A 12,515-nucleotide genomic window follows, 5' to 3' on the forward strand; every position below is an offset into this window, starting at 1 on the left:
TGATCCGGGGTCCAGGGCGGCAGGCGCGATTGGTGCTTGTGGCCCTGGATACCCGCCTGCGCGAATATGACGGGGCGTGGGGTCCCATTCTCATCCTGAGGAGGCGCGGTAGCGCCGTCTCGAAGGATGCGCTGTAAGCGCAGTGCTTACAGAGGGCTCCCCCTTCGAGACGCTACGCTCCTCAGGGTGAGGGTGCATTTATCTGACACATCGTCACCCCGGATCTGATCCGGGGTCCAGGGCGGCAGGCGCGATTGGTGCTTGTGGCCCTGGATACCCGCCTGCGCGAATATGACGGGGCGTGGGGTCCCATTCTCATCCTGAGGAGGCGCGGTAGCGCCGTCTCGAAGGAGGGGCTGTAAGTCCGGTGCTTGCAGAGGGCTCCCCCTTCGAGACGCTACGCTCCTCAGGGTGAGGGGTCGTTTGTCTCGAAATACCGTCATCCCGGACCTGATCCGGGGTCCAGGGCGGCAGGCTCGATTTGTGCGTGTGGCCCTGGATACCCGCCTGCGCGAATATGACGGGGCGTGGGGTTTCATTCTCATCCTGAGGAGGCGCGGTAGCGCTGTCTCGAAGGAGGGGCTGTAAGTCCGGTGCTTCCAGTGGGCTCACCCTTCGAGACGCTGCGCTCCTCAGGGTGAGGGCGCGTTTGTTGACACATCGTCACCCCGGACCTGATCCGGGGTCCAGGGCGGCAGGCGCGATTGGTGCTTGTGGCCCTGGATACCCGCCTGCGCGAATATGACGGGGCGTGGGGTCCCATTCTCATCCTGAGGAGGCGCGATAGCGCCGTCTCGAAGGAGGGGCTGTAAGGCGGGTGCTTCCAGCGGGCTCCCCCTTCGAGACGCTACGCTCCTCAGGGTGAGGGGTCGTTTGTCTCGAAATACCGTCATCCCGGACGTGATCCGGGAGCCAGGGCGGCGGGTGCGAATGGTGCGTGGGGGCAATCTGGTCTGGGATTTCATAGGTTTTGTGCAGGTCCTTATGGTTGAGCAAACTCGTGAATGATGCGATGACTGTACTCTCGTGAAATTCTTTGGATTTCGGTATGTCGACACCATCCCCAAAGCTGGCTGCGGGTTTCTCCAACGCTGGGCATTTTCTGTTCCACTATTTTGCCGCGATGTATTTTACCATCGTTCTGGCGATAGAGCGGGATTGGCAGACGCCTTATGAGGCGCTGATGCAGCTTTGGTTTCCGGCCGCCATGCTGATCGGGTTCTGCGCCCTGCCGGCGGGGCGGCTGGCGGATCGCTGGTCCAGTCCGGGCATGCTGGTTGTTATGTTTCTGGGCATGGGCCTGTCCACGATCTTGTGTGGTTTTGTCGAGACACAGACCGCCCTGATGATCTTTCTGGGCGGCCTGGGCCTGTTTGGTGCGATCTATCACCCGGTCGGCATTCCCTGGGTGATCAAGACCAGCGAGGGCAAGACCGGCATGCGGTTGGCCTTCAATGGTATATTTGGCGGCATGGGCGCCGCCGGGGCCGCGATGCTGACCGGCTGGATCATTGAAATCTTTGGCTGGCGTGGTGCCTTTGTCATTCCAGGGGTGATCTGCCTGTCGATAGGCATTGCGATGTTTTATGCCCTGCGCACCGGTTGGATTGCAGAAGGGGCGAAAGTTGCCGCGAACCGCATCAGCAAAGCCAGCGCAGCGGGAAATTTGAAAGCCGTCGCCCTGATGATGATCCCAATGTGCATGTTGGGGCTGATATATAATACCGTGCAGAACATCATGCCCAAGCTGTTTGAAGAACGCATGGTTGATCTGCTGTCTGGTCAGATCGGTCTGGTCGGGACGGCAGTTGGGGTCGTCTATGGCATTGGGGCGACGATGCAGCTGGTTGGCGGGGTTCTGGCGGATCGCTATAACCTGAAACGGGTCTATGTGCTTCTGTGGCTGTTTCAGGCACCCCTGTTGTTTGTTCTGGCGGAATATTCCGGCATCCCGCTTGGGCTGGCGGCAGTCCTGTTGGCCATGGCGGGCACGGCGATTTTGCCGGCGGAGAATATGATGCTGTCGCGCTTTGCACCGGCCAACCATCAAGGCCTGGTATTTGGGGCGAAATTCGTTGTTTCCTTCGGGGCCGGACCGGTGGGCCTGTATCTGATCACACAAGTGCGCCATTCGACGGGTGAGTTCACCGATCTGCTGCTAGCCTATAGCGTTCTGGCCGTTCTGGTCACGATGGTGGCACTGCTGCTGCCGCGTCTGCCGGATGAAGAAACCCCGGTGGCGCCTAAAATGACGCCTGCTGCTGCGGAATAACGATCACAGCTTGGTATCAATTGTTGTTAATGTGCCGTCTGTCGATGCGCTGCGATAGAAGCAACTGCGATAGCCAACGTGACAGCATCCGCCATCGCCCTGGGGCATGACGCGCAATAGGATGGCGTCCTGATCGCAATCGACCCGCAATTCGACGAGTTTTTGCACCTGTCCGGATGTTGCGCCCTTGTGCCAGAGCTCCTGACGGCTGCGGGACCAGTAATGCGCCTCTCCCGTCGCCAGGGTACGTTGCAGCGCCTCGGCATTCATATAGGCGACCATCAGCGCCTCGCCGGTATCGGCATGGACGGTCATCACCACAATCAAGCCATTGGCATCAAATTTCGGGGCCAGACGGCTGCCGGTTTCTAGCTCTGTCTTGCTCAGGCTCGCCGGGTCGGGGAAGGGCATGATAGGTCTCCAACGGAATAGGATTGGGATTCTTTACACGAAAGTGCCGGGCAGGGAAAAGCTCTCGCCACCCAGACCCGTCTTAAAATGCGCAACGCCAGGGGCCTTGTTCCAATCAAGACCCCCAAGATCAAGATGGCGGATGCCCAGATCGGTCAAGGCGGGCAGGGCGCGCCACAGCAGCAGATTATGGGCATGGCAGGCACGCCCCTCTGGTGATGTCCAGCCCACCTGATAGGTGGCCGCCACGCCATGCAGGACGAAAAATACCCCGGCTAATAAGTGATTGTCTGGGGCATAGGCCTGCAGACACAGGCCATCCTGCGCGGGAAGGCTGGACAGCATGGCACCACTGGGCCCGGAATAGCCCGTCTTGGCCCGATGCGCATCGTAGAGGGCGAGAAGGGGCCTGGGGTCCTCTTCTATCGCACAGCGTATGTCGTGATCTTCTGCGCGGCGTAATTGGTTGCGGAAATTCTGGCGAAACCGTGCGCGCAGACTGTCCAAAGGCTGCTTCAAATCCAACCAGGCCGTATCATACTCTGGCAAGACTTGATGAAAGCCAGAGTCATTGAGTAGGACCTGTGTTGCGGGTCCATCTGGTAGCTCCGGCAAAATCGATAGGCGTTTAAGACGGCTTAAAGAATAGTGGGATTGCACGGCGCGCAGGGCGTCGATTCGATCTTCCGGCATGACAGGGTGAAAAAATAACGGACCCCGCAATATCTGTCCCAAAGTGAACAGGCCCAGCCGTTTTTGGTCGAAGACTTGCAGAAGACCGACCGGGCGGCCATTTTTTAAGATATAGGCGCGGTGCAATCCCGCCGTATCGCCAACCGCCATGCTGGCAGAGCCCCAGGACCAGCTTTGAAAGGCAGTGCTGCGGCCACAGGCTGTGATCCTGTGACGCCATGTCTCTTCATCGGGGCTTTCCCAATCCAGTTGGATCGTGCTCATCTAGCCATCTACGGAAGGGAGTGTGGTATGGGAGAACAGAAGCGCAGGAAACTGGCGGGATATGCTGCTCCTGGCGCAACGCAATCACGCCGGGGAAAAGGGCGCATGCGCATCACCTGGCGGGCCGTGGTCTTGTTTCTGGGGGCGATGCTGATCCTGGACATCCTGCTCTATGCCATTTTCCGGTTCGGATTTGGCGCCTGTTATGGCGTATTGTGCCTGTTGGAATAAGCCATAAAGCAGAGAGCGCGTCTATCCCAGTGCGGCCTCAATCGCAGCAACAGCGGTCGCCGCCGCGGCCCCATCTGGCCCACCGGCTTGTGCCATATCCGGGCGTCCACCGCCGCCTTTGCCGCCCATCGCCTCGGCCCCGGCACGTACCAGCGAAACGGCATCAAAGCGCTGCGTCAGGTCATCGGTGACACCGACCACCAGGGAAGCTTTGCCATCATTCACCGCGATCACCGCCACAATTCCAGATCCCAATTGCGTTTTCAGCTGATCGGCGAGGGGTTTCAATTCCTTGGGGGATACCCCGTCCAGAACCCGGCTGGCAAATTTGATGCCTGCGATTTCCTTGGCTTCCTGCGGGGCCCCGCTGCCGCCACCGCCAGCGGCCAGCTTGCGGGTTAGGTCGGACACTTCCCGCTCCAGCCGTTTGCGCTCTTCCATCAGGCTGACAACGCGGTCGGTGACATCGGCGGGGCTGACCTTCATCTGCGCCGCGATGGATTTAACCCGGCTTTCCTGGGTTGCCAGATAATCAAGCGCCGCTTGCCCGGTCAGGCATTCAATGCGTCGCACGCCTGAGGCAACAGCACTTTCGCTGATGATCTTGAACAAGGCGATATCGCCAGTGCGTCGCACATGGGTGCCGCCGCACAGTTCCGTTGAATAGACATGGCCGGACGCATCGCCCTTGGGCGCACCCATCGAAACAACGCGGACTTCTTCACCATATTTTTCCCCAAACAAGGCAAGGGCACCGGCCTTGATGGCCTCGTCAGGTGTCATCAGGCGGGTGGTGACGGGGGCATTCATGCGGATTTGCGCATTGACCAAACGCTCTACCTGATCAATTTCCTCCAGGCTCAAGCCCTTTGGATGAGCAAAATCGAAGCGCATGGCGTCGGCATTCACCTGGGACCCTTTTTGAGTTACATGATCGCCCAGAACCTGGCGCAATGCTTCATGGGCCAAATGGGTCACGGAATGGTTGGCACGCAGCTTGGACCGGCGTTCCCCATCGACCAGCAGTTCCAGGGCATCGCCCCGGTGCAGGCTGCCTTCGGTCAGGGTGCCGATATGCAGCACCATATCGCCCAGCTTCTTCTGGGTATCCGTCACGGTGAAGACGGCACCATCAGCGGTTTTCAGTATTCCCTGATCGCCCATCTGGCCGCCGCTTTCGCCATAGAAGGGGGTCTGGTTGGCAATCAGGATCGCCTGATCTCCCTTTTCCAGGGTATCGACGGGCTTGCCATCCTTGACCAGGGCGGTGACCACACCCTCGGCCTTTTCTGTTTCATAGCCGAAGAATTCCGTGGCCCCCAATTGGTCGCGCAGGTCGAACCAGACGCTTTCTGTTGCGGCATCGCCGGACCCGGACCAGGCCTTGCGGGCCTTGGCCTTCTGTTCTTCCATCGCGGCGGTGTATTCAGCCTCGTCCACGCTGCGGCCCTGACCGCGCAGAATGTCCTTGGTCAGGTCCAGCGGGAATCCATAGGTGTCATACAGGGTGAAGGCCACACGACCGGACAATTCACCCTGTTCCGGTACATCTGCCAATTCTTCATCAAGAAGTTTAAGGCCACGATCTAACGTGTTCTTAAAACGCGACTCTTCAAGTTTTAGCGTTTCTGTGATCAAGGCCTCTGCGCGGCGTAATTCTTCAAAATGACCGCCCATCTGTTTCACCAGAACCGGGACCAAACGATGCATCAGCGGTTCTTGTGCACCCAGCATATGGGCGTGACGCATACCGCGGCGCATGATCCGGCGCAACACATAACCGCGCCCTTCATTGGAGGGCAGCACGCCATCGGCGATCAGGAAAGAGGCGGCGCGCAAATGGTCTGCGATCACCTTGTGGCTGGCGCTTTGCGGGCCATCTGGATCAACGCCTGTCGCTTCTGCCACGGCCAGAATGATGGCGCGCATCGTATCGATGTCGTAATTGTTGTGCTTGCCTTGCAGCACCGCAGCAATCCGCTCCAGCCCCATGCCGGTATCGATGGAGGGTTTGGGAAGCGCAATGCGATTGCCGGGCTCAATCTGCTCATATTGCATGAAGACCAGATTCCAGATTTCAATGAACCGGTCGCCGTCTTCGTCCGGGCTGCCGGGAGGGCCGCCTGGAATCTTGTCGCCATGGTCATAGAAGATCTCGGAACAGGGGCCACAAGGGCCGGTATCGCCCATCTGCCAGAAATTGTCTGAGGTCGGGATGCGGATGATTTTGCTTTCCGGCAGGCCAGCAATTTTCTTCCACAGATCAAAGGCCTGATCGTCGTCTGAATAGACCGTCACCAGCAGCTTGTCTTTCGGCAGGCCGTATTCCTTGGTCACCAGATTCCAGGCCAGTTCGATCGCTGTATCCTTGAAATAATCCCCGAAGGAGAAATTGCCCAGCATCTCAAAGAAGGTGTGGTGGCGGGCCGTATAGCCGACATTTTCCAGGTCGTTATGCTTGCCGCCGGCACGCACGCATTTTTGCGAGGTGGTCGCGCGGACATAGTCACGATGTTCCTGACCGGTGAAGACATTCTTGAACTGCACCATACCGGCATTGGTGAACATCAATGTCGGATCATTCAGCGGCACCAGGGGTGAGCTGTCTACGATGCGGTGTCCATTCTGGCCGAAATAGTCCAGAAACTTGGCGCGAATGTCGTTGGCACTTGCCATGGTCATTATCCTTAGAAACACAAACCGATCCAGCCATCAGCCGGGCCAGAGTAAGTAGCCTTCTAACCCTTACTTGTCCAGAGGATGGCGGCACGGATGCTGTATTCCCGTGTCCAGGGCAGGGCGCATGCGGTCCTACAGTATCGATCCGTCAATGCGCATACGCGCCGCGACCAGGGGACACCCTCCGTGCGGCGTGATGAAAGGGGCTAACCCTGATCACCACAGAAGGGCGATAACAGGGTGATCCAAACCATAGTGAATGCCGACAACCACGCCATAGATCACACTGGCAACGGCTAAGATCTTCAGGTCATTGATCCACCTTCCGGGTTCTGGGCGCTTCCAGGCCCCCTCTGTGATGTTGATCAATGCCATTTCACCCAATGCCCAAAGGCCTAGACCGCCAAATAGAAGGACAGAGGGAAGATCCCCGTTCACCAGCAGATGTGCAATCGACCACAGAATGACAGCGACCAACATCGGGTGCCGTATCTTGCTGCGCACCATGCCGCGCACGCGGCCAATTTCCATCAGAAACAGCGCAATCAACATCATTGCATTGTTCAAATGCCAAACCCAGACCGGCAGGGCATACAGATAAATCAGTTCCGATTGCAGATAGCCAATCGTCATCAAGATAATGCTGATCAGAATGACCAGGGCGATGGCGATCTTTACCCGCTTTACTCCCCAGCGTTCGATCAAGGCGGCGCGGTGGGCGGGGAGGACCCGCTGATACAGATGCGCAAAGATCCACAGCCCTATACCGGATATCAGCCAAATCATGTCCCACATCCCTTCGCGTTTGTGTTTACTGCGGCGGGGTATAGACCATGCAAAATAAATAGGGAATTGCCGTATTGTGTCTATATGCTATGCATAAATGCATGAAATGGACATCGATCACATTCGACTGGAATCTGGCCAGGGCCTTTCTGGTCACGGCTCAGGAAGGGTCATTCTCTGCAGCCAGTCGCGCACTTGGATTGACCCAGCCTACATTGGGCCGACAGGTCGCGGCGCTGGAGCAGCATTTTGACGTGGCCCTGTTTGAGCGGACAGGACGCCGCTTGACCTTAACGGCATCGGGTCGGGAACTGCTGGATCATGTGCAGGCAATGGGGGAGGCGGCGACACAAATTTCCCTGACCGCCTCAGGCCATGCCCAAAGCGTTGAGGGGCATGTCTGTATCACGGCCACCGATGGTCTGGCGGCCAACCTGCTGCCGCCGGCCTTGAAAAAGCTGCGCCAGACAGCCCCCGGAATCACGGTGGAGATCATCGCGTCAACCGATGTGCAGGATTTGAAGCATCGGGAGGCGGATATCGCCATACGGCATATTCGCCCCACCCAGGGCGACCTGATTGCGAAGTTCATCCGCAATGTTTCTATGCGCCTGTATGCGACGACGGCCTATCTGGATCAGATCGGTCGGCCCGGCCCACAGGATGATCTGACACAGATGTCCTTCATCGGATATGAACGCAGCAATACCCTGATCGACCGATTGGTGGATATGGGCCTGAATATGCCATCCCTGGCCGATCAGGGTGCGTTGCGCATCACCTGCCAGACCGAAGCGGTAGCGTGGGCAATGGTGCAGAATGGTCTGGGATTAGGGGTGATGCCCGAAGAAGTCGCAGACCGGGTTCAGGGGATCGAGCGGGCCTTTCCCAGGCTGGCCCCAATGGCGGTTCCGATCTGGTTGGTCGCCCATCGGGAACTGCGCACCAATCGCCGTATCCGCATCGTGTTTGATGTTTTAAGTCAAACTTTGGCCTGACCGGAGCGCGCTATTCGCGTCCAAGAATAAGATACACCCCCAATAGGATAGCAGATAAGTGCCTGATTCTGGCTGTGCGATCATCGTGCTAAAGGGGCCGCTGCAATCAAAGGATAGTACTGTGACGTCATACTCATCGTCTGATGTTTTTTGCAAACCGACATTTGACCAGGAACCTCCAGCCGTACCAAAGGTTTCGCGATCATTCTTTAGGGTTTGGCGTTCCATGGCATTGATATGGCATAGCTCTGCTGTTGGCAGAACGACATGATCGCCATGGATGGTCAGAAAGTGCCCCAGAAACGCCTGCGCTTCCGCGTCTTCGCCAGAGGAATAGATACCAGCGGCTGTTATCTCCTTCAACTCATAGACGCCTGAAAGAATGCTTGTATCGACATTCAGAACATCATGGGCATCGATTGGGCTTATGGGCATTAGGATTATTGCTAAGAGATAAAGGGAACGAAGTTTCGGAAACACTTGAGACATGTACATATGCGAACGCTCCAATTATTATTTTCACCAGTAAGGGATATGTCGTTCGCTGATAGGTCAATCACCTATAGATATTACCACGCGATAAAAAGAAACGCCGCCCTACGGGCGACGCTTCTCGTATTTTGTTATGTCTTATCCGTCGCGCGCAGTGTCAGACGCAATAGGGGGAATGCATTTCCCGGCTGGCGGCCTCGGTGACGGTGGCGTCAAAGATGCGGGTGTAAAAGGCTGAGTTCATCTTTTTGGCTGCCTTTGGAAAGTCTTGCAGCGCGAAGGCGGTTGCGTTTTCCAATGTGTCAAAGGCATCCAGGCCGCCCAATGTATTCGTCTTTACGCCGCTGAACCATGTCTTGGCGATCAGTCCGGGTTGTTGTGCCAGGACGGGATTGCGGTCCCGCCAAGGCGCCTTTTCAAACGGCACATTGATCTGAACCTCCGTATAGACAAAGGCACCAGGCTTTTGCGTTGGCACACCCCCAAAGTGAGGGGAGTTTAGGCCCAGACTGGCGTCCCGAACGATTTCTGCATCGAAAACACGGGTGTTGTGGGCCGATCCAAAGGAGGCCGCCTCTCGTGGGAAATAGCCGGTTACAAACTCAGTGGCATTTTCAATGCTGTCAAAGGCATAGACGCCGCCTAGCGAGTTTGTCTTAACGCCGGAAAGCCAGGTTTTGTTCAGGAATCCCGGTTGTTGTTGGATTGTCTTGTTGATCTCATGCCAAGGGGCCTGATCGAACGGAACGGAGACTTGGACTTCCGTATAAACGAATGCCATGGGGGTCATTTTTGTATCCTTTGCGAGTTGCGTTGCGATCTGGTCGCCAGCTGTTGCGCTGGTTGGGATGATTGAATGGGCCAGGCCTCCAGCGAGTGCCGTTGCCAATAGAGTTAATGTGTTGCGACGGGTGATGGCCGTCGGTGGATGGATATCGCCCTGAGGGTCGGTCGTCATTTGGTCCTCTCTTTCAAATTTTTAATAACTTGCATTTTGCAAGTGAAATAGAATTCTCATATTAACTTGTGTTTTGCAAGTGGAATAATTACACTCAGCCTATGACCGAAAAAAGATCTCTCCGCGACAGCGGCTGCCCCATAGCCTTTGGCCTCGACACATTCGGGGATCGATGGACCTTGCTGGTCATTCGGGAAATGCTTTTGAAGGGCAAAAAGACCTATGGGGAATTGCAAAGGATAGAAGAGGGGATATCCACCAACATATTGGCGGACCGCCTGAAGCATCTGGAATCAGAGGGCATTATCGAAAAAGAACAGGATGCCGAAAACAGGCGCAGCTATCTCTATACCCTGACCCAAAAGGGCAGGGACCTAGCCCCAATCATAATTGAAATCGTGCTGTGGAGTGGCAAACACGATTCCCGCCCCTCGGCCCTGCGGGAAGTGTTACACAAGATTAAGACAGATCGCGCTGGTTTCACAGAGTCTCTGATTAAGGGAAGAGCCTGATCCAATACAGTCCAAACAAAAAAAACGGCCCCTCCATTAGGAAATGCAGAAGGTTCTCGTTGTGCCGTACTGCCTTCAGCGCTTTGATGCCTGAAAGGATAACGAATTCATCTCAATTTATACAATAGAAAAAAAATATCTAAAAAGAGAAAATACAAATAAAAAAAATTATTTATAGAATAAAATAAGCTATTTTTTCAGTATCAAAAAAAGATATATCGGATAAAAGTAAAATTCAAGCGTCACGAAAAAGTTGACTCTTATTTGGCCCGTCATTCGGTACCCACAAAACACTTTTTACGTCAGACATAGAAAACTCATTCATTTTTTTTAAGTCACGACGATATTGTGCATATCGCAATTCAACAAAATTAAAACATTCTGAGAAGTTCATAAGTGCATTGTATCCCCTAGAAAGAGAAGAAGTGAGATCAAAAACTTGATCGAAGTAATCATGCGCATTTTCAACAAGAAGTCCAGAAAAGTGAGGTGTACTCCCAGAATGTATGATTGCATTTCGCGTACGGTAAATGCGGTACATTTGCCAATCAAATCGCTGTTGATGTCTGTCCAGAGTTTCTATTGCTGTATTTGGACTTTTAAAGTTTTCTCTCAGTTGGAAAATTCTAAACCTTAGTAATTCAAAATCACCAAGTTTTGTATATAAATCCTTAATATTTTTATCAGTATGTTCAGAGGTTATAAAATAAAAAACCTTATCAATGAGGTCAAATTCACTTGGAAATTTAAAAACCTTTAAAAAATCAGTAAGAATCCGTCTATTCCACCGCAATAAATCGAATGATATGCAAACAAAAAGTCGTCTAAAATACTGGATTCCGATAAATGGGTGTACGCTTCTTACAACATTAGATATCGTTGTTCCTTGGTTTTTTTGTGGAACAATCGTCTCAAAGCAGGTCCATAAGTTTAACAATTGATTTTCAACAATATTGGAATCTAAGCTCATCCCATGAAAATCAATAACTCGAAAAAAGCTTTCTTTATCTTTGCCTGTGGGAAGCTTTCTGTTTTTAATCAATGCTGACAACTTATGTGAGGCGGCATTTGGTCTATTATCTAGTATGTGTTGCATTCGGTTTACGTGAGTTGGAACGAGGGACATTCCTTTTGAGCAACAAACCTGCTCTGCCATACCTGAGTCCCATAGTTCGTAAACAGCTTTGTGATTAAACAGGCGGTATAGGTTAAAAAGACGAGATAAGTTTTTGCTAGATATTTGGATGGCCTCATTTGCATCTGTAGCAAAAACTTCTTTTTGAACAACGAAATGTTGCTCCTTTTTTATCTTCTTAAACTCTTGCTTTTTTATGTCTTTTGAAAAGAAATCCGTTATAGAATCAAGTAACTCGAATTTGAAACCATTAAAAATATCTTCGTGAATATCCTTTAGTGAGCCACTTACCTTTAGCGCAACTTTAAATTTATGCCGGTGAGGAAAAACTATACGAAAAAAATGTTCCAAATCAGTTTCGTCATTTACAGGTCGATTAGAAAAAAATGTATCACGGACGGTCTTGTTTATGTAGCTAAGGTTAACTTTAAGCCCAACTAATGTTGTTACTAATTCACGGGCGAGAAAATTTAAATCCTTCTTTCTATTTGTTTTTATAAGTGGTGGAGTTAATTCTGTTATTTTAAGAAAGTAAGCGTGTGGATCTATCTCTCTCCTTAGAATACTGAGTCTTTTTATTATTTCAGAAATATTTTTTCGATCAATTTTTAAATAATTTTCTAAGTTAAGACTTAATAAAGACCTTACAATAAGGTTTTCTGATAGTCTGTTTTCAAGTTCATCAAGGATATGAAAACTAGAGTTATATGATACTTCAAGCTTCTCGCATTCCTCAAATCTAGTGAGACACTCTCGAGCCAAAAAAGCTACATTTGTTGTTGGCGCCTTATAACTATCGATAGTGTATTCAAAGGATAGCTCATCAAGACGTTGAGCAAAGAATAGCAGCCCAGAATATAAATTTTTGTCTGTCCAGTGGTCTGTGTTTCTGTAAAGCATTTACCTCATCCATTAAAAGTTTTTCTTTTATTCCTTTTTTCTACACCAATTAATTGCAATGGCCAAGCTAAGGTAATTAGTTGTCAAACGCATACGTGAAGCCGATTCAAAATCGTGCTTGCTGTTTTTGTATAGCCTTTGGATTTATCGCGCACTTTCCCTAATAATGATGATGGTAACTACG

11 protein-coding genes are annotated in these 12,515 nt (G+C 52.7%); 4 read left to right on the plus strand and 7 right to left on the minus strand.

From position 1 onward, the window contains the following. The first annotated feature begins 1,048 nt into the window (after positions 1-1,048). A complete protein-coding gene (locus tag ACOSDR_RS12590) occupies positions 1,049-2,272 on the plus strand; it encodes an MFS transporter (RefSeq protein WP_420731503.1) in 1,224 nt (407 codons plus the stop codon). A 3-nt stretch (positions 2,273-2,275) separates the two neighbouring features. Here the strand turns inward: ACOSDR_RS12590 and hisI are convergent, their stop codons facing one another. Then, the gene (gene hisI / locus ACOSDR_RS12595) at positions 2,276-2,683 is read right to left on the minus strand and encodes a phosphoribosyl-AMP cyclohydrolase (protein ID WP_420731504.1); all 408 of its coding nucleotides are present in this window, start codon (positions 2,681-2,683) and stop codon (positions 2,276-2,278) included. Between the two features lie 33 nt (positions 2,684-2,716). Continuing rightward, positions 2,717-3,640 carry a GNAT family N-acetyltransferase gene (locus ACOSDR_RS12600; protein WP_420731505.1) on the minus strand — a complete coding sequence of 308 codons (924 nt, stop codon included), beginning with the start codon at positions 3,638-3,640 and terminating at the stop codon, positions 2,717-2,719. A gap of 27 nt (positions 3,641-3,667) precedes the next feature. On the opposite strand from ACOSDR_RS12600, the gene ACOSDR_RS12605 reads away from it, so the two are divergent. After that, complete coding sequence (locus ACOSDR_RS12605; RefSeq protein WP_420731506.1) at positions 3,668-3,871, plus strand: hypothetical protein; 204 nt, start codon at positions 3,668-3,670, stop codon at positions 3,869-3,871. A gap of 21 nt (positions 3,872-3,892) precedes the next feature. On the opposite strand, the gene alaS is transcribed toward ACOSDR_RS12605, so the two are convergent. After that, the gene (alaS, locus tag ACOSDR_RS12610; protein ID WP_420731507.1) at positions 3,893-6,547 is read right to left on the minus strand and encodes an alanine--tRNA ligase; all 2,655 of its coding nucleotides are present in this window, start codon (positions 6,545-6,547) and stop codon (positions 3,893-3,895) included. Between the two features lie 219 nt (positions 6,548-6,766). Next, a complete protein-coding gene (locus ACOSDR_RS12615) occupies positions 6,767-7,336 on the minus strand; it encodes an NnrU family protein (protein ID WP_420731508.1) in 570 nt (189 codons plus the stop codon). Positions 7,337-7,437: 101 nt separating this feature from the next. Between ACOSDR_RS12615 and ACOSDR_RS12620 the strand changes: the two genes are divergently transcribed. Continuing rightward, complete coding sequence (locus ACOSDR_RS12620; protein WP_420731509.1) at positions 7,438-8,334, plus strand: LysR family transcriptional regulator; 897 nt, start codon at positions 7,438-7,440, stop codon at positions 8,332-8,334. Here ACOSDR_RS12620 and ACOSDR_RS12625 read toward each other — a convergent pair. Together ACOSDR_RS12625 and ACOSDR_RS12630 are read right to left on the minus strand one after the other, a co-directional pair. Then, positions 8,314-8,769 (minus strand): hypothetical protein, encoded by a 456-nt coding sequence (locus ACOSDR_RS12625; RefSeq protein ID WP_420731510.1) that lies wholly within the window; start codon positions 8,767-8,769, stop codon positions 8,314-8,316. The two genes, ACOSDR_RS12620 and ACOSDR_RS12625, sit on opposite strands and share 21 nt — an antisense overlap. A 214-nt stretch (positions 8,770-8,983) precedes the next feature. Then, a complete protein-coding gene (locus ACOSDR_RS12630; protein WP_420731511.1) occupies positions 8,984-9,784 on the minus strand; it encodes a YdhR family protein in 801 nt (266 codons plus the stop codon). A gap of 101 nt (positions 9,785-9,885) precedes the next feature. Here ACOSDR_RS12630 and ACOSDR_RS12635 point away from each other — a divergent pair, with 101 nt between their 5' ends. Continuing rightward, complete coding sequence (locus tag ACOSDR_RS12635) at positions 9,886-10,296, plus strand: winged helix-turn-helix transcriptional regulator (protein WP_420731512.1); 411 nt, start codon at positions 9,886-9,888, stop codon at positions 10,294-10,296. Between the two features lie 235 nt (positions 10,297-10,531). On the opposite strand, the gene ACOSDR_RS12640 is transcribed toward ACOSDR_RS12635, so the two are convergent. Next, positions 10,532-12,331, minus strand: a complete 1,800-nt coding sequence (locus ACOSDR_RS12640) for a hypothetical protein (RefSeq protein ID WP_420731513.1) — start codon at positions 12,329-12,331, stop codon at positions 10,532-10,534. Positions 12,332-12,515: the final 184 nt, after the last annotated feature.

The organism is Hwanghaeella sp. 1Z406, from assembly GCF_048892425.1.
Taxonomy (GTDB): Bacteria; Pseudomonadota; Alphaproteobacteria; order UBA8366; family Aestuariispiraceae; genus Pacificispira.